We start from the raw sequence: 17,291 nt of genomic DNA, 5'->3' as shown, positions 1-17,291 counted from the left end.
AAAAAAATGAAAATCAAATCTTTATTTATAGCAAGTATTTTAACATTAAGTCTTAATGCAAATGCATTAGAAATCATCACAGTTGCAGCAACTCCTGTTCCTCATGCTGAAATCCTAGAACAAGCAAAACCTGATTTAGAAAAACAAGGCTATAAACTTGAAATCAAAGAATTTACAGATTATGTTTTGCCCAATCTAGCTGTTGATAACGGAGAAGCCGATGCAAATTTTTTCCAACATACTCCTTATTTGGAAGAATTTAATAAAAACAAAGGCACCAAACTTATCAAAGTAGCTGCCATACACATAGAACCTATGGCTGTTTACTCCAAGAAATATAAAAGTCTAGATGATATTAAAGAAGGGGTTAAAATCGCCATTCCAAATGATCCAACCAATGAAAGTAGAGCTTTAGATATTATTGCAAAAAAAGGTTTGGTAAAATTTAAAGATAAGGCTTTAAAAACACCTCTTGATATTATAAACAATCCTAAAAAAATTAAATTTGTAGAATTAAAGCCCGCACAACTTCCAAGAGCTTTAGATGATGTTGATTTTGCTGTAATTAATTCCAACTACGCTCTCTCTGCAAATCTAAATCCTGCAAAAGATAGTGTATTTATCGAAGATAAAGAAAGCCCGTATGCAAACATTCTTGTTGTAAGAGTGGGACATGAAAACGATCCAAAAATCAAAGCCTTAATCCAAGCTCTACAAAGTGATAAAATCAAACAATTTATCATAGAAAAATACAACGGATCTGTTTTACCTGCTTTTTAATTTTGTCCCTTGCCTAGGGACTTTTTTTTAAATACAAAGGAGTTTTTATGAATTTATTTAAAATTATTATACTCGCTTGCATTCTAAATTTATCTAGCCTATTTGCACAAAACATTACTATAGGAGCCACTCCAAATCCTTTTGGTAGCTTACTAGAACTAATGAAAGATGATTTTAAAAACAAAGGGTATGAGCTTAAAATAGTAGAATTTTCAGACTATATTTTGCCCAATCGTGCATTAGAGGAAAAAGAACTTGATGCAAATTTATATCAACACAAACCTTTTTTAGAAGAATACAACCTAAAAAAAGGTTCAAATTTAATTGCAACAACGCCTGTACTTATAGCTCCAGTAGGAGTTTATAGTAAAAAAATCAAAAATTTAGAAAATCTTAAAGAAGGTGCTAGAGTTGCTATACCTAATGATGCGACCAATGAAAGCAGAGCTTTAGAGCTTTTAGAGAAAGCAAAATTAATAGAGCTTAACAAAAATACTCTAAAAACCCCATTGGACATAAACAAAAATCCAAAAAAACTTAAATTTATAGAACTTAAAGCCGCACAACTTCCAAGAGCTTTAGATGATGTTGATATTGCTATAATTAATTCTAATTTCGCACTTGGAGCCGGTCTGAATCCAAGTAAAGATACTATTTTTAGGGAAGATAAAAATAGCCCTTATGTAAATTATGTTGCGGTACGCTCAGAAGATAAAAATAGCGAAAAAACCAAAGTAATTGATGAAATTTTAAGAAGCGATAAATTTAAAGCCATCATTAATAAACATTATAAAGATATATTAATCCCAGCTTTTTAGGAGTATAGCATGAATATTAAAAAAATATTTTTAAGTGTTTTATTTACAATTAGCCTTAGTTTTGGGGCAGATAAAACCATAATCATAGGTGCAACACCAACGCCTTATGCTGAAATTTTAAATTTCTCTAAACCCTTATTTCAAGAAAAAGGTTGGAAGTTAATAGTTAAGGAATTTAATGACTATAATATACCTAATATCGCTTTAAATGAGAAAGATTTAGATGCAAATTTATATCAGCATAAACCTTTTTTAGATGATTTTAATACCCACAAAGGAACAAATTTAAGTTCTTTAGGTGCTATTGTTTTAGTTCCTATGGCTATATATTCTAACTCCATAAAAGATATAAAAGACATTCCTAATGGTGCTAAAATCGCTATACCTAATGATGCTACCAATGAAAGCAGAGCCCTTGATTTACTAGCTAAAGCAAATTTAATAGAATTTAAAAGTCAAAACACCCTTAAAACCCCTATTGACATAAGTAAAAATCCAAAAAAACTTAAATTTATAGAGCTTAAAGCCGCACAACTTCCAAGAGCCCTAAATGATACTGATTTGGCTGTTATTACCACAAACTATGCTCTTGGAGCAGGTTTAAACCCTTTAAAAGATGGTATTTTTATAGAAGATAAAGATAGTTTATATGCTATTGTTTTAGCTGCAAGAAAAGGTGAAGAAACAAGTCAAAAAAGTCTTGTTATTAAAGAAATTTTAACAAGCGATAAAATTAAAAATTTTATCATAGAAAAATACAAAGGCTCTGTTATCCCTACTTTTTAACTCTATACAAAGCCTTCTAAAGGCTTTGTTAAACTTATAAAAGCTAAAATACTATTTATTGCATTATAATTCTTAGGATAAAAATGAAAATTATTTTTTTAACTTTTTTTATTGTGATAAATTATATCCAAGCAACTAGTTTAGAAGAAATCAAAACAGCACTAGCTAAAGAATTTAGAAATAATTTTCCTAAAATTATAATTTCTCAAATTGATTTAAAAATAACATCATTGCCTAAAGATTTTGATCAATATGAATTTCTAAGAATCGCTAATGGGCGTTTTAATCAAGCACAAGGCTTTTTAAGGGCTGAATTTAAAACTCCGCAAAATATACAAAAAAATGTATTTTTTAGATATTTCATTCAAGCAAATTTAGAAGTTTTAAAAAGCGAACGCGCTATAAAAAGAGGAGATAAACTTGGAGCTTTTGACTATAAAAGCGTATTGATTGATTTTGATAAAGTTCCTTTAAATGCCTTAACCTTAGATGATGTAGATAATCTTGTAGCTAAAAGCAATATTAACAAAAACGCCATTTTAAGAGCAAATATGTTTAAAACCACAGCTTTAATACGCCGAAATGATCCTATAATCGGAGTTTTAAGTGAAGCAAATGTTGATGTTTTAATCGAACTTGTGGCTTTGCAAAGTGCAAATATGGGCGAAAGGATTCGTGCAAAAAACAAAGAAGGTAAAGTTATGCAAGGCATCGTAGTGGGTAAAAATAGGATGATTATACAATGAAGGTTTTATTAGGAATTTCTGGTTCAAGCAGTGTCAATTTAGGCTTAAAATTATTAAAAAATTTAGAAAATCAATGCGAACTTTATTGTATTTTAACTCAAGGTGCAAAACTTAGTTTCAAAGCTGAAAATGAAGCAAATTTAGAAGAAATTTGTCAAGAAAATTTTAAATACACTCATTTTTTAGATGATAAAAATTTAAGTCTAAGTGTAGCAAGTGGATCTTTTGGAATAGAAAAAACTATCATTGCTCCTTGTTCGATTTCAAGTTTAGCAAAAATTCACGCTGGTTTTGCAGACACTCTTTTAATGCGTGCTGCAGCAGTGGCCTTAAAAGAAAGAAAAAAACTCATCTTAGGCGTACGTGAAATGCCTTTTTCTACTTTAAATTTAGAACATATGTTAAAACTTAGCCAAATGGGAGTTATTATCGCACCTCCTATTATCGCAAGTTATTCTAAAGCAAACAATCTAGAACAAATGGAAAATTTTATCGTAGGTAAATGGCTAGATCTTTTAGAAATAAAACACAATTTATATGAAAAATGGCAAAATTTTTAGTTTAAATTTGTTATATTTTTAAAAAAAATTGGAGCAAAAATGACTTGTTTATATCCTGGGACTTTTGATCCTATTACCAACGGACATTTAGATGTTATCAAACGAGCTTTAAAAATTTTTGATGAAGTCATCGTTGCCATAGCAAAAAGTGAACATAAAAAACCTTGCTATGATTTAGAAAAACGCAAAGAACTAGCCCTGCTTGCAACACAAAATTTAAAAAATGTTAAAATCATTGCTTTTGATAATTTACTTGTAGATTTAGCCAAAGAATTAAAAGTTAATACTATAATCCGTGGACTTAGAGCGGTGAGTGATTTTGAATACGAATTGCAAATTGGCTATGCAAATCACGCACTTTGGGAAGATATGGAAACCATTTATCTTATGCCAAGTCTAAAACATGCTTTTATTTCAAGTTCTATTGTGCGTTCTATAGTAGCACATGGGGGTGATGTAAGTTCTCTTGTTCCAAAAGAAATTCTACCTTTTTTAAAGGATCAATCTTGTATGTAGTTTTTGAAGGTATTGACTGCGTAGGAAAAAGTACGCAAATTTTACTTTTAAAAGAAATTTATAAAGACGCCATTTTCACACTCGAACCTGGTGGAACAGAACTTGGAAAACATTTAAGAGAAATTTTACTTAGTAAAACTCTTCCTATTAGCAAAAGAGCTGAACTCTTGCTTTTTTTAGCTGATCGTGCTCAACATTTTGAAGAAATCTTAAAAACCAATCAAAACAAACTCATTATTAGCGATAGAAGTTTTATTTCAGGCATGGCTTATGCCAAAGATTTTGAAAACGATTTACTTTTTGCTTTAAATAGTTTCGCTTTAGAAAATTTTTTTCCACAAAAAATTATCTTTTTAAAAGGAGATGCAAACCTTATCCAAGAACGCCTCAGTCAAAAAGAACTAGATAGTATAGAAAAACGTGGCATTGAGTATTTTTTAAGTGTACAGGACAAACTCGAAAAAGTGCTTCATTTTTTAAAAGAAAAAATTTCTGTAGAAATTTTAACACTTGACGCAAAAGAAAGTAAAGAAAAATTACACCAACAAATAAAGGAATTTTTACAATGATTAACGCTTTAAAAGGAATGAAAGATTTATTAGACAAAGATGCATATTATTATGAAAAAGTGATTAAAACCTGTGAAGAAGTAGCTAAAAACTATGGCTTTACTTTTATCAATACACCGCATTTAGAACTTTGCACCCTTTTTAAAAGAAGCGTAGGAGAAAGTTCTGATATAGTAGGTAAAGAAATGTATGAATTTATCGATAAAGGCGAAAATCATGTTTGCATGCGTCCTGAAGGAACTGCTGGGGTGGTGCGTGCCTATATAGAAAAAAAACTCGATAAAAACACTAGTGTGAAAAGATGGTTTTATCATGGCTCTATGTTCCGCTATGAAAGACCCCAAAAGGGACGCTTAAGAGAATTTCATCAATTTGGCGTTGAAAGTTTTGGAAATGCAAGCGTTTATGAAGATGCAAGTATTATTTTAATGTTAGTAGAAATTTTTTCACGCTTGGATATTAAATTTAAACTACTGATTAACTCTTTAGGCTGTTTAAAATGTATGCCAAAATATCGTGAAAATTTAATACATTTTTTAGATAGCAAAGAAGGTTTTTGCGAGGATTGTTTGCGTAGAAAAAACTTAAATCCTATTCGTGTTTTAGACTGTAAAAATGAACATTGCCAAAGCTTACTTAACGATGCTCCGCTTTTAAATCAAAATTTATGCTCATCTTGTCAAAAAGACTTTGAAATTTTACAAAGCATTTTAAAAGAAAATGGAGTGGATTTTGAAGTGGATTCTAAGCTTGTTAGAGGGCTTGATTACTACTCTAAAACGGCTTTTGAATTCATTAGTGATAAAATTGGTGCAAAAGCTGCTATTGCTGGGGGCGGAAGATATGATAGACTTATTGAATATCTTGATGGAAAAAGTGGTTTTGGTGTAGGTTTTGCCATGGGCATAGAAAGAATTATAGCCATTTTAGAACAAAAAGAAGAAAAGGTTCAAAGAGAAGGAATTTATCTTTGTGCTATGGATGAAATTTATATCCAAAAACTTTTGCATATCGCTACAAATTTAAGAAAAGAACATAAAGTGCTTTTAAGCTATGAAGCAAGAAAACTAGCTAAACATCTCGAAAACGCGGATAAAAATAATGCTGAAATTTTTCTTTGTATGGGAGAAAATGAAGCACAAAATGAAAGTTTGTTTTATAAAAATTTAGCAAAAAAAGAAGAAAAAATGATTAAAATTTCAGACTTAAAGAAGGTTTTATAATGGATTATGGTATTGATATTTGGGGAAATGAAAATTTTATTATCAAAAATGGTAAAGTTTGTATCAATCATGAGAAAAAACCTGCTATTATTGATATAGTTAAAGAATTAAGAGATGATGGATACAAGGGGCCTTTACTTTTAAGATTTCCTCATCTTATTCAAAAACAAATTGAAAATATTTACGGAAATTTCAATAAAGCAAGAAAAGAATTTGGCTATAAAGGAGGATTTAACGCTGTTTATCCTTTAAAGGTCAATCAATACCCTGGTTTTGTAAAAAATCTTGTAAAGCTTGGAAAAGACTATAACTACGGACTTGAAGCAGGTTCTAAGGCAGAGCTTTTACTCGCTATGGCTTATAATAACGAAGGCGCACCTATTACAGTAAATGGCTTTAAAGATAGAGAACTTATCAATATAGGCTTTATCGCAGCTGAAATGGGACATAATATCACTTTAACCATAGAAGGACTTAATGAACTTGAAGCTATCATAGACATAGCCAAAGAACGCTTTAAACCCAAACCAAATATAGGCTTACGTGTGCGTTTGCATTCTGCTGGAGTTGGAATTTGGGCAAAAAGCGGTGGGATTAATTCTAAATTTGGACTTACATCCACTGAACTCATAGAAGCAGTAAATTTACTCAAAGAAAACAAACTTTTAGAACAATTTACCATGATTCACTTTCATCTAGGCTCACAAATTACCGAAATTCATCCTTTAAAAAAAGCCTTAAACGAAGCAGGAAATATTTACACAGAACTTAGAAAAATGGGAGCTAAAAATCTAAAAGCTATCAATCTTGGTGGCGGTTTAGCTGTGGAATACTCACAATTTAAAAATGAAAAAAGTAGAAATTATACCTTAAGGGAGTACGCTAACGATGTAGTTTTTATCCTAAAAAACATAGCCGAACAAAAAAAAGATTTAGAACCTGATATTTTCATAGAAAGTGGGCGTTTTGTAGCAGCTAATCATGCTGTTTTAATCGCTCCTGTATTGGAACTTTTTTCTCAAGAATATGCAGAAAACAAACTCATACTTAAAAAACAAAATCCAAAACTTATCGATGAGCTTTATGATCTTTATAAAAGTATAAAACCTTCTAATGCTTTAGAATACTTGCACGATAGCATAGATCATTTAGAGAGTATTTTAACTCTTTTTGATTTAGGCTATGTGGATTTACAAGATCGCTCCAATGCTGAAATTTTAACTCATTTGATTACAAAAAAAGCTATCTTACTTTTAGGCGATAAGCAAAATCCTGCGGATTTACTTGCCATACAAGATGAAGTACAAGAAAGGTATTTGGTAAATTTTTCACTCTTTCAAAGCATGCCTGATTTTTGGGGTTTAGAACAGAATTTCCCCATCATGCCACTTGATCGCTTAGATGAAGAACCGACTCGAAGTGCGAGTATTTGGGATATAACCTGCGATAGTGATGGAGAAATTTCATACTCTAAAGATAAACCTTTATTTTTACACGATGTAGATGTAGAAAAAGAAAATTATTTTCTAGGGTTTTTCCTTGTAGGTGCCTATCAAGAAGTACTTGGAATGAAACACAATCTTTTTACTCATCCTACTGAAGCTATTATAAGTATCAATGAAAAAGGCTATGAAGTTGAGGGGATTATAGAAGCACAATCCATACTTGATGCCTTAGAAGATTTAGACTATGATATACACGCTATCATGGATATACTTAATGAACGCATAAGTAATTCTAAGCTTGTCAACGACAAGCAAAAAAAGCATATTTTAGGTGAACTTTATCTTTTCTTAAATGATAATGGTTATTTAAAAAGCATAGGAGTTTAGATGAATTTTTGGGGTATTATAAAAGAAGATTTTTCTCAACCAAAGGCACAAGATCCAGCTTTTAATTCTTGTATAGAACTTTTTTTTAATTACCCTGGAGTATGGGCTGTAGTAAATTACCGCTTTGCACATTTTTTTTACATAAGAAATTTTAAACGCATTGCTAGGATGATTAGCGGAATTTCACAATTTCTAACTGGAGTAGATTTGCACCCTGGTGCAGAACTTGGAAGGCGTGTTTTTATAGATCATGCCAATGGAGTGGTTATAGGCCAAACAGCAATCATAGAAGATGATGTTTTGATTTATCAAGGCGTTACTTTAGGCGGAACAAGTCTTGAAAAAGGCACTAAACGTCATCCAACCATAAAAAAAGGAGTAATCATAGGTTCAGGCGCAAAAATACTTGGCAATATCACCATAGGAGAAAATGCCAAAATAGGCTCAAATGCTGTAGTGGTTAAAGATGTAGGTGCAAATTTAACTGCCGTTGGAATTCCTGCTTATATTATCGAAGAGCGTAAAAATAAAAACATTAGAGCCATAGATGCAAATTGCGATGATAAATTAGAAAAGCTAGAAAATAAAATTTTAGAACTTGAAAATCTTATATTAAAACGACCTGAATCACAAAAATAATAATTTTTATAATACATAAAATTATATGTATTATTATGCGTATTAATTTTTCCTAAAAATTAATACAAATTTTCACATTTATTGAATTTTATAACTCATTTTTAAATTAAATTTATTACAAAAATGCAATTTTCTGCTAAAATTAAACAAAAATTATTAAGGATTGAAAAATGCTTACAAAAAGATCTCAAGTTTTAGAAGAATCTATCACTTTAGCTATCACCGCACTTGCCAATGAACTTAAAGCTAAAGGCGAGGATATCATTAGTTTTTCAGCAGGCGAACCTGATTTTGACACACCGCAAACCATCAAAAATGCCGCTATAAGTGCTATTGAAAAAGGATGTGGAAAATACACTGCTGTTGCGGGAATTCCTGAAGTATTAAAAGCTATTCAAATCAAATTTAAAAAAGATAATAATCTTGATTACGAAACAAATGAAATCATCACCAATGTAGGTGCAAAACACTCTCTTTTTGAATGTATAGAATGTTTAGTAGAAAAAGATGATGAAGTGATTATTCCTAGTCCTTACTGGGTAAGCTATCCTGAAATGGTAAAATTTGCAGGTGGAAAACCTGTATTTATAGAAGGCTTAGAAGAAAATGGCTTTAAAATTACCGCTGAACAATTAAAAAAAGCTATCACAGCTAAAACCAAAGTTTTGATGCTAAATTCTCCTTCAAATCCTGTGGGATCGATTTATTCTAAAGAAGAATTAACTCAAATTGCTAAAATTCTAGAAGGAACGCAAATTACTGTTTTAAGTGATGAAATGTATGAAAAACTTCGCTATGATGGTTTTGATTTTGTAGCTTTTGCAAGTGTAAGCGAAGATGCTTTAAAACGCACCGTGACCATTAACGGACTTAGCAAATGTGGAGCTATGCCAGGATGGCGTTTTGGCTATATGGCAAGCAAAAATAAAGCCCTAATTTCAGCCGTTAAAAGACTTCAAGGACAAAGCACTTCAAATATTTGCTCCATTACTCAACATGCAGCCATTCCTGCTTTAAATGGAGAATGTGATAAAGATATAGAAAAAATGCTTCAAGCCTTTGAAAAACGCCGTAACTTAGCCTTAGATATGCTTAAACAAATCCCAAATATCAGCGTTTATAAACCAGAAGGTGCTTTTTATCTTTTTGTAAATATACAAAAAATAGAAAAAGATTCTATGAAATTTTGCCAAAAATTGCTTGAACAAGAAAAAGTTGCCGTTGTTCCAGGTATAGGTTTTGGAATGGATGGATATTTTAGGCTTTCTTATGCCACAAGCGATGAGCTTATCAAAAAAGGTTTAGAAAGAATAGCAAATTTCATTGCTTCTTATTAAGCCCTAAAGCCTTAAAATTACTTTAAGGCTTTTTAAGCACAGCATTTACTCTTTGAATACTATCTGATTTATTTAAACTCAATCTTATTATAGAATTTTCTAATCCACCTAAAGAATGCGCTATATTTGCCTCTAGGCTTATCATATCTAAAGCATTTAATTCAAATTTTTCCTTTTCCACTTCAAACCAAATTTTACCGCTTAAAACTTGAATATGTATAGCAAAAGGAGCTTTATGCTCTTTCACAACACTATCTTTAGCTAATAAAATTTGAATTTCTTTACCTTTTTCATTGTCAATTAAAACATTGATTTTTACTTCTTTTGGGCTAAATTCCGCCCTATTCCATTGAATGATTTTCACAAAATCTCCTTTTTTAGTTTTATAAAACTATAGCAAAAACCAAAATATAGATTATAAACTTGTGTTAATTTATCCTTCTTTCCACCAAAAATCCTATTTAAATTTAGCCCCTATTTCATAAGCCTCACCCATTTTTGGTGTGATAAGGGGTAAATCTAAATTTTCATAAAAAAAATTTTACTACCTCATTCCATGCATGAGTTCCCGCTAAAAATCTCCCCCAATGTATAGGCATGACAGCCTTTGCATTAAGATCTTTCGCTTCTTTTAAAATTTGACCAGGAAAAGAGTGTGAATATGGCCAAGCGATATTAAACTGTCCGCTTTCAAGACAAGCTAGATCAAAACTTCCAAAATATTCACCTATTTTTTAAAATGTGTAAAATATCCTCCATCTGCACTAAAAAACACTCTCTTATCTACACTTAAAAATTCCATCACAAAAGAAGCCCAAAGGGTTTTGTTTTTACCATCTCCTCTACTTGAACTGTGCTGTGCAGGTGTTGCAATGATTTTTAAATCATCAAATTCTATTCCACTCCACCAATCAAGCTCTATGATTTTTTTCTCACTCACCCCATAGCTTTTTAGATAATTTCCCACTTTTAAAGGTGTAATAAAAAATTTAGCCTTATCTTTTAAAGCTTTTACACTCTTAGCATCTAAATGATCAAAATGCGAATGCGTGATAATCACAGCAAAAATTTCATTAAAATCATTTACATTATAAACAGGAGCATTTTTAAAAGCCTTATTGATAAAAGAAATAGGCGAAGCATGAGTGTTAAAAACAGGATCAATCAAAATTTTATATTCTTTAAAACTTATAAAAAGCGAAGAATATCCAAGCCAAGTAATATGCGGGGTGCTAAAACCACTCAAATCAGGCTTGAAAAAAGGTAATTTAAAAGAAGGAATGGCATTTTTTGGATAAAGATAATAATACCTCAAAATTTCTTTAAAAGACACTTTAGGAGTTATAAGACTTTGCTCATTTTCATTAAGAAAAATTTCATATTTTTTACCCTGTATTTTTTTAGCTTTTAATCTTTCATTATTTGAAATATCAAAGGTTTTAAATGATAAATTCAAATTTTTCCTTTTATGTTTATCAAGATTATATCTAAAAAGTTTTTAGACTAATTTTATTTTATTGCTAAGTTTTTAGTTTGCTTGTGTTAAAATAAGTAAATTAAATACTAGGTAAAATGATGCAAAAAGAGAATTTATATAAATTAGACAAAATAATTCAAGAAATTGATTTTATATTTGAACAAACTAAAGGCGAACTTGTGCAAGCTTTAAAAAATGAAACCAAACAAAAAGCTATTTTCATGTCCCTAATCAATATTAAAGAAACAATAAAAAATATTCAAGATAGCGAAGATACTGAAGTTATGGTAATTTTTCGCGAAGAAGATATGAAAAGACTCTCAAAAAGTAGAAATATTGCGACTCATAATAGTCAAGCTATGGATTTAAATATCGTAACAAACCTTATTCGCTATGATTTGCCAAAGCTCAAACAAAATATTGTTAATTTTAAAAATAATCCACATAATTTCAATTTTATTTCAAAAGAAAAAAGCACCAAGAAAAAAATACTAAAACCACTGGAAGTATTGATTATTTTTTTATTTATATGTATTTTATCTTGCATTGTTTTTATCACCTACTTTTTACTTAATAAATCTTCTAAAAATATAAGACAAGAAAATTCTTCGTATAGCTTTCATACAAACTATTTTTATTCCCTAGAACCTTTTACTCTTAACCTATCACAATCTGGCAGACAAAAATATATACATTGTGCTATTGATTTAGAATTAACAGGTAAGATTTCTTCAGAAAATTTTACAAGAATTTTGCCTGTTATTAGAGATATCATTATTCAAACCATTCTAGCAAAAGAAATACAAGAAAATGAATTATCTGATTTTAAATTAGAACTTCAAAGAGAATTGCTTAAAAAAATCAATGAAAAATTAGGTAGTAAGCTAATAAAAGGATTATATTTTAAAGATTTTGTCATTTCCTAAAAATTTTTAAAAAATTTTCAAGCCTTTTAAAAAGGCTTGAATGAAGATTTTGAAAGATTACTCAACTTCAGCGTCGATTACATCGTCATCTTTTTTCTTTTTATCGTTCGCTGCATTTGGCTCATCTTTTTTATACATGTTTTCAGCTAATTTATGAGAAACTTCACTTAAAGCTTTCATTTTGCTTTCAATCTCTTCTTTGCTTGCATTTTGATTTTTCAAAGTCTCACGCAAATCATCAAGAGCTTTTTGGATATTTTCTTTATCAGTAGCAGCAACTTTTTCACCCAACTCACTTAAAGATTTTTCTACTTGATGAGCCAAGCTATCAGCTGCATTTCTAGCATCTACAGCTTCTTTGCGTTTTTTATCTTCTTCTTTGTGAAGTTCAGCATCTTTTACCATGTTGTTAATTTCTTCTTCACTAAGTCCGCTTGAGCCTGTGATTTTGATCTCTTGGGCCTTACCTGTTGCTTTATCTTTTGCGCTAACAGTTAAAATACCATTTGCATCGATATCAAAAGTAACTTCGATTTGTGGCATACCACGTGGTGCTGGTGGAATTCCTTCAAGATTAAAATTTCCTAAAGATTTATTATCACGGCTAAATTCTCTTTCCCCTTGTAAAACATTGATAGTTACAGCACTTTGATTATCTTCAGCGGTTGAGAAAACTTGCTCTTTTTTAGTTGGGATAGTTGTGCCTTTTTCGATAATCTTAGTCATTACCCCGCCTAGAGTTTCTATACCCAAAGAGAGCGGAGTAACATCAAGTAAAAGCACATCTTTTACATCACCTTTTATAACCGCACCTTGAATCGCCGCACCAATAGCCACAACTTCATCAGGATTTACAGACTTATTAAGATCTTTATTAAAAGCTTTTTTCACTTCTTCTTGCACTAAAGGAACACGAGTAGAACCCCCTACCATAACAATTTCTTTGATCTCATCTTTTTTAAGCCCTGCATCGCTTACTACTTCATTGATTTTAGTGATGGTTTCAGCTACTAAAGAATCAATCATACCTTCAAATTTAGCTCTAGTAAGTTTTTTAACCAAATGTTTTGGCCCACTTGCATCTGCTGTGATAAATGGTAAATTAATTTCAGTTTCATTAGCTGAACTTAATTCTTTTTTAGCGTTTTCTGCTGCTTCTTTCAAGCGTTGTAAAGCCATAACATCATTTTTAAGATCTATGCCTGTTTCATCTTTAAATTCATTAGCTAGAAAATCTATAAGTTTATTATCAAAATCATCACCCCCTAAGAAAGCATTACCACCTGTTGCTAAAACTTCTACTACATTATCGCCAGTTTCAAGCACAGTAACGTCAAAAGTTCCCCCACCTAGATCATAAACCACAATTTTTTCACTATCTTTTTTATCAAGTCCATAAGCTAGAGCTGCTGAAGTAGGCTCATTGATAATTCTTAATACATTAAGTCCTGCTATCGTTCCTGCTTCTTTTGTCGCTTTTCTTTGCGCATCGTTAAAATATGCAGGCACGGTAATAACCGCATCTACAACACTCTCGCCCAAGAAAGCCTCAGCATCTTCTTTTAGTTTCATTAAAACTTTTGCTGAAATTTCTTGCGGAGTATAAATTTTACCTGCGATCTCAATCGCACAAGCGCCATTTCTTTCAGTGATATGATAAGGAAGTCTGTTTTTAGCTTCTTTAGCCGCGTCTTCATTGATCATCAAACCCATAATTCTTTTAATAGAATAAATAGTTTTTTCAGGGTTAGTTACCGCTTGGCGTTTTGCACTATCTCCTACTAAAACCTCGCCTTTATCTGTAAAAGCTACCACAGAAGGAGTTGTATTTTTACCTTCTTTATTTGGGATTACTTTACTCTCACCGCGTTCATACACAGCAACACAAGAATTGGTTGTTCCTAAATCTATACCTATAACTTTACTCATTATTTATCCTTTATATTGAAATTTATATATTAAATTTTTATCTCTTTAAAAGTAAGAATCATATTCCCCATTTTCAATCCTCCAAGCACACATATAAAGAGCATGCCCTGATCTATCTTTTCCAGTATTCTCAAGATGAATTTCAGCATACTGATTTCCATCCTCGTAGGTTCTGAAACTTCCATTTTTGTCTATATAGTTTTTAATAGATATAATCTCTTCTTTAGTATATCTTTTTCCACTATCTTTTTTTTGTTTTGCCACTACAATTCCTTTTATTAAAATTTATTTTGCTACACTAACTTTAGTTGGGCGGATTACGCGATCGGCTATTTTATAGCCTTTTTGAAGCACGGTAACCACTTCACCACTTTGATGATTTTCACTATCTACATGAAACATTGCCTCATGTAAATTTGGATCGAACTCTTTTTCTTCTTTAATAAGAGCCACTCCATGCTTTTCAAATTTTTTAAGAAACAAATCTAAAGTATTTTGCACTCCTTCTTTGATTTTTAAGTTAATTTCATCATGGCATTCGACATTGATAGCTGCTTCTAAAGCATCTAAAACATCAAGCAAATCCTTTGCAAAGCTTTCATTTGCATAAGCCATAGCACTTAGCTTTTCTTTTTCCATTCTTTTTTTAATATTTTCAAATTCAGCGTTTGCACGCATATATTTGTCTTTTAATTCATCATAGTCTTTTTGCAATTTGTTTTGCTCAACATCTTCGATATTTTGCAAATTCTCATCTTGCAAATGTTCAGAATTTTCTGCGTTTTCGTTTTCAAATTCTTGCTTTTGCTCGCTCACGCCGCCTCCTTTATGTATTGTAATATTTTTTTATAATCCGTATAAACACTACCTGCTAAGATAATATTTACATCTTCGCCCAAAAACTGCGCATCCACCTTAAGCCCCATAAAACCTTCTTTAAATAAAGGTTCAAATTCAAGACTTTCTTTAAAATAACGATGAACTCCACAATCTAAGAGCTTAACAAATTCATCATTTTGATAAATTTGATAAGCTCTTTCTTCATTGCTTCTATAGCAAATCAAATTTTGTCTTAAGCTAGCTATTTTTTCTACAAGATCCATAAAATGAACTCTCAAAGCTATTTTTTCTATACTAAAAAGATCCAATCCTATAAGACTTTGTAAAAATTTCCATGCTTCTTTTTCATATTTTAAAACGAGCTCTTCTTCTTTAAAATCAAGCACTATAAACTTAGCATTTAGATCAAGCACTTCTTTAAGCACTAAGCTTCTACCACCATAAACAAGACAATAAATTTCAAATTCTTTGCTCAATTCTTTTAAAAAATTCTCACTTTTGATATTGATATCTTGATCTTGTTCTGTTTTCCAAAAACTTTGCCAGTAATTTTGCATTGTCAAAATAGTAGGAATTCTACCACTACTTATATGAAGCTGAGTGATCAAACCCTCGTCGCTAAGCCTTTTAAGATAGACGCGTATAGTTGAAGCAGGGATGCAAAGATTTAAATTCAATTCATTTGAACCAATAGGAACATTATCTAAAAGATAAGTTTGGATGATAGAATCTAAAATCAAACCCTTTTTATCTCGGCTTTTCATAGCTCTTTCCTTAAATTTTTAGCACTCTATTTTTTGATTGCTAGAAGTATTATACAACATTGAGTGTTATTTTGTCAAGTATAAATATAAAAAAATATACTTAATTTTATTTAGTCTATATGGCTAAACTTTTATTAGTTACTTTTTTATAAGAATACAATATATCAAAATAAAAATAACAATACACTTTATAAGACAATTATAAGAACTAAGCCCAAATTTTAATTAAATCAGCTATTTTTCCATAACTTGTAGAATTTGTATCAAAATAAGTTTGCTTCATTTCGTTGACAATTTCACCAAGATTGTCATAATTAAGTTTAGTTGTATCTTCAGGTTTTAAACCTAGCATTTTTACACTTCTTTGTTTAAATAAATCCACAAAACCTTCATAGAAAATTTTAAATTTATCCGGATTAAAAACAAGTTTTTTATTACCAGTTTCTTCATCTTTAACTTCATCAAAAATTTTATCAGATAATTGCATTTTAAGTAAAGATTTTTCATCTTCACTTAAATCATCATATTTTACACCTTTACCTAATTTATCCAAGATATCTTTAATTTCTATTGTATTAGTTTGATTAAATTTAGTTAAAGTTAACATACCTACGCTTTCAGTCCATCCAGAATTTGGAGCTTTGGTTTTTACTACTTGCATGCCTGTCTCGCTAAAACTAAGCTCTCCATTAAAATCTCCATCTTTTCTTATCATTTTATCAAGCTCTAAACCTATAGTTCTACCAGCATAATCTGTATCTTTAGTATCATCTGGACGCATTTCTCTAAAATCTTTTTCAAAACCAAATAGAGTATCCACGCTACCATTTAATTGTGTATAAGATTGCACAAAAAGTCCTAAATTTGTTTCCTGTGCTACAAAACCACTTTTCGTATCTTCAAGCTCATAATCTTCTAAATATCCATCATTATTTCTATCGCTAGCCACATAAGCTCTAGTATATGCTATATCAGCATACCATCCAGCCACGAAATTTTCAGCTTTTCCACTTAATATATATGATCCATCAAGTCTTTTAGTCATATCTTCTTTGTCAAATTCAATCCCCATTTTATTGATGGCTGTTGAACTTAAAGCACTACGAACGAGTTTATTTGTAATAGGATCTCTAAAATATATAGTAGTCATACCTCTTTCAGCTTTTTTCACTTTATCACTTACCTTTTGATTGAAAACTTTTTCATCTTCTAATCTTTGAAGCATAGTTTGAGCTACATCTGTTTTTTGATCTTGAAATGAAGAGGAATTTTCGTCTTTTTCATTAAGAATCTTTGGTTTTAAATTCAACTTAAAAGATTTATATACACTAGCTTGCTGAGAAGATTTAGATATGGGTTGAAAATGATTAAGAAATTTTATAAAATCCATTTTGATGCCTTCAAATTTTCGACATCTTTTCAAAAATATTGCTAGTATATTTTACGTAATTTTAACTTAGAAAATTTTAAATTTTTATCCTCTATTACTTTCCAAACCCCTAAAAACACCCTATTCTCTCTAAAAACCCTAACCAGCAACAAACTCTTT

18 protein-coding genes and 1 pseudogene are annotated in these 17,291 nt (G+C 30.6%); 12 read left to right on the top strand and 7 right to left on the bottom strand.

Annotated features, from left to right (window positions below):
* Positions 1 to 6: 6 nt before the first annotated feature.
* The 11 genes from AJN64_RS05835 (at position 7) to AJN64_RS05785 (ending at position 9,806) form a co-directional block, all read left to right on the top strand.
* The gene (locus AJN64_RS05835; RefSeq protein ID WP_044779442.1) at positions 7 to 780 is read left to right on the top strand and encodes a MetQ/NlpA family ABC transporter substrate-binding protein; all 774 of its coding nucleotides are present in this window, start codon (positions 7 to 9) and stop codon (positions 778 to 780) included.
* A gap of 47 nt (positions 781 to 827) precedes the next feature.
* A complete protein-coding gene (locus AJN64_RS05830) occupies positions 828 to 1,598 on the top strand; it encodes a MetQ/NlpA family ABC transporter substrate-binding protein (protein WP_053872593.1) in 771 nt (256 codons plus the stop codon).
* A 9-nt stretch (positions 1,599 to 1,607) separates the two neighbouring features.
* Positions 1,608 to 2,384: a MetQ/NlpA family ABC transporter substrate-binding protein gene (locus tag AJN64_RS05825; protein WP_070252903.1), complete on the top strand. Its 777-nt coding sequence runs from the start codon at positions 1,608 to 1,610 to the stop codon at positions 2,382 to 2,384.
* Between the two features lie 83 nt (positions 2,385 to 2,467).
* Positions 2,468 to 3,130 (top strand): flagellar basal body P-ring formation chaperone FlgA, encoded by a 663-nt coding sequence (gene flgA, locus AJN64_RS05820; protein WP_044794552.1) that lies wholly within the window; start codon positions 2,468 to 2,470, stop codon positions 3,128 to 3,130.
* Complete coding sequence (locus AJN64_RS05815) at positions 3,127 to 3,690, top strand: UbiX family flavin prenyltransferase (RefSeq protein ID WP_002871446.1); 564 nt, start codon at positions 3,127 to 3,129, stop codon at positions 3,688 to 3,690. The genes flgA and AJN64_RS05815 overlap by 4 nt, the downstream gene beginning before the upstream one ends.
* A 39-nt stretch (positions 3,691 to 3,729) precedes the next feature.
* A complete protein-coding gene (gene coaD / locus AJN64_RS05810; RefSeq protein ID WP_002852633.1) occupies positions 3,730 to 4,206 on the top strand; it encodes a pantetheine-phosphate adenylyltransferase in 477 nt (158 codons plus the stop codon).
* Positions 4,197 to 4,775 carry a dTMP kinase gene (gene tmk / locus AJN64_RS05805; protein ID WP_044780304.1) on the top strand — a complete coding sequence of 193 codons (579 nt, stop codon included), beginning with the start codon at positions 4,197 to 4,199 and terminating at the stop codon, positions 4,773 to 4,775. Before coaD ends, tmk begins: the two co-directional genes overlap by 10 nt.
* The gene (gene hisS, locus AJN64_RS05800) at positions 4,772 to 5,998 is read left to right on the top strand and encodes a histidine--tRNA ligase (protein WP_053872623.1); all 1,227 of its coding nucleotides are present in this window, start codon (positions 4,772 to 4,774) and stop codon (positions 5,996 to 5,998) included. The genes tmk and hisS overlap by 4 nt, the downstream gene beginning before the upstream one ends.
* Positions 5,995 to 7,830, top strand: coding sequence for a biosynthetic arginine decarboxylase (gene speA / locus AJN64_RS05795; protein ID WP_052800041.1), 1,836 nt, complete (start codon positions 5,995 to 5,997; stop codon positions 7,828 to 7,830). The genes hisS and speA overlap by 4 nt, the downstream gene beginning before the upstream one ends.
* The gene (gene cysE, locus AJN64_RS05790) at positions 7,831 to 8,469 is read left to right on the top strand and encodes a serine O-acetyltransferase (RefSeq protein ID WP_053872625.1); all 639 of its coding nucleotides are present in this window, start codon (positions 7,831 to 7,833) and stop codon (positions 8,467 to 8,469) included. It abuts the gene before it with no gap.
* Between the two features lie 170 nt (positions 8,470 to 8,639).
* Positions 8,640 to 9,806 (top strand): pyridoxal phosphate-dependent aminotransferase, encoded by a 1,167-nt coding sequence (locus AJN64_RS05785; RefSeq protein WP_053872386.1) that lies wholly within the window; start codon positions 8,640 to 8,642, stop codon positions 9,804 to 9,806.
* 22 nt (positions 9,807 to 9,828) lie between these two features.
* Here AJN64_RS05785 and AJN64_RS05780 read toward each other — a convergent pair whose 3' ends face one another.
* On the bottom strand, positions 9,829 to 10,170 hold the full coding sequence (locus tag AJN64_RS05780) for a cupin domain-containing protein (protein WP_053872387.1): 342 nt from the start codon (positions 10,168 to 10,170) through the stop codon (positions 9,829 to 9,831).
* Positions 10,171 to 10,263: 93 nt separating this feature from the next.
* Positions 10,264 to 11,262: pseudogene (locus AJN64_RS05775) on the bottom strand (MBL fold metallo-hydrolase).
* 116 nt (positions 11,263 to 11,378) lie between these two features.
* On the opposite strand from AJN64_RS05775, the gene AJN64_RS05770 reads away from it, so the two are divergent.
* The gene (locus AJN64_RS05770; RefSeq protein WP_410002377.1) at positions 11,379 to 12,209 is read left to right on the top strand and encodes a flagellar basal body-associated FliL family protein; all 831 of its coding nucleotides are present in this window, start codon (positions 11,379 to 11,381) and stop codon (positions 12,207 to 12,209) included.
* 57 nt (positions 12,210 to 12,266) lie between these two features.
* Here the strand turns inward: AJN64_RS05770 and dnaK are convergent, their stop codons facing one another.
* From dnaK to AJN64_RS05745, 5 genes are all read right to left on the bottom strand, one after another.
* A complete protein-coding gene (dnaK, locus tag AJN64_RS05765; protein WP_070248291.1) occupies positions 12,267 to 14,138 on the bottom strand; it encodes a molecular chaperone DnaK in 1,872 nt (623 codons plus the stop codon).
* A gap of 45 nt (positions 14,139 to 14,183) precedes the next feature.
* Positions 14,184 to 14,402 carry a hypothetical protein gene (locus AJN64_RS05760; RefSeq protein WP_002882525.1) on the bottom strand — a complete coding sequence of 73 codons (219 nt, stop codon included), beginning with the start codon at positions 14,400 to 14,402 and terminating at the stop codon, positions 14,184 to 14,186.
* A gap of 21 nt (positions 14,403 to 14,423) precedes the next feature.
* A complete protein-coding gene (gene grpE, locus AJN64_RS05755; RefSeq protein WP_070292793.1) occupies positions 14,424 to 14,954 on the bottom strand; it encodes a nucleotide exchange factor GrpE in 531 nt (176 codons plus the stop codon).
* Positions 14,951 to 15,742, bottom strand: coding sequence for an HrcA family transcriptional regulator (locus tag AJN64_RS05750; RefSeq protein ID WP_053872909.1), 792 nt, complete (start codon positions 15,740 to 15,742; stop codon positions 14,951 to 14,953). The genes grpE and AJN64_RS05750 overlap by 4 nt, the downstream gene beginning before the upstream one ends.
* A gap of 208 nt (positions 15,743 to 15,950) precedes the next feature.
* Positions 15,951 to 17,132 carry a hypothetical protein gene (locus tag AJN64_RS05745; RefSeq protein WP_053872881.1) on the bottom strand — a complete coding sequence of 394 codons (1,182 nt, stop codon included), beginning with the start codon at positions 17,130 to 17,132 and terminating at the stop codon, positions 15,951 to 15,953.
* Between the last annotated feature and the right edge of the window lie 159 nt (positions 17,133 to 17,291).

This window comes from Campylobacter sp. BCW_4332 (assembly GCF_001763175.1).
In the GTDB taxonomy this organism is placed as follows: domain Bacteria; phylum Campylobacterota; class Campylobacteria; order Campylobacterales; family Campylobacteraceae; genus Campylobacter_D; species Campylobacter_D jejuni.
The sequence above is the reverse complement of the archived record's forward strand: the minus strand, read 5'-3'. Positions and strand labels throughout refer to the sequence as shown.

Coding starts and splice junctions, on each gene's coding strand:
- AJN64_RS05835 (WP_044779442.1), top strand. CDS start 7: ATGAAAATCAAATCTTTATTTATAGCAAGTATTTTAACATTAAGTCTT.
- AJN64_RS05830 (WP_053872593.1), top strand. CDS start 828: ATGAATTTATTTAAAATTATTATACTCGCTTGCATTCTAAATTTATCT.
- AJN64_RS05825 (WP_070252903.1), top strand. CDS start 1,608: ATGAATATTAAAAAAATATTTTTAAGTGTTTTATTTACAATTAGCCTT.
- flgA (WP_044794552.1), top strand. CDS start 2,468: ATGAAAATTATTTTTTTAACTTTTTTTATTGTGATAAATTATATCCAA.
- AJN64_RS05815 (WP_002871446.1), top strand. CDS start 3,127: ATGAAGGTTTTATTAGGAATTTCTGGTTCAAGCAGTGTCAATTTAGGC.
- coaD (WP_002852633.1), top strand. CDS start 3,730: ATGACTTGTTTATATCCTGGGACTTTTGATCCTATTACCAACGGACAT.
- hisS (WP_053872623.1), top strand. CDS start 4,772: ATGATTAACGCTTTAAAAGGAATGAAAGATTTATTAGACAAAGATGCA.
- cysE (WP_053872625.1), top strand. CDS start 7,831: ATGAATTTTTGGGGTATTATAAAAGAAGATTTTTCTCAACCAAAGGCA.
- AJN64_RS05785 (WP_053872386.1), top strand. CDS start 8,640: ATGCTTACAAAAAGATCTCAAGTTTTAGAAGAATCTATCACTTTAGCT.
- AJN64_RS05770 (WP_410002377.1), top strand. CDS start 11,379: ATGATGCAAAAAGAGAATTTATATAAATTAGACAAAATAATTCAAGAA.
- dnaK (WP_070248291.1), bottom strand. CDS start 14,138: ATGAGTAAAGTTATAGGTATAGATTTAGGAACAACCAATTCTTGTGTT.
- AJN64_RS05750 (WP_053872909.1), bottom strand. CDS start 15,742: ATGAAAAGCCGAGATAAAAAGGGTTTGATTTTAGATTCTATCATCCAA.
- AJN64_RS05745 (WP_053872881.1), bottom strand. CDS start 17,132: ATGGATTTTATAAAATTTCTTAATCATTTTCAACCCATATCTAAATCT.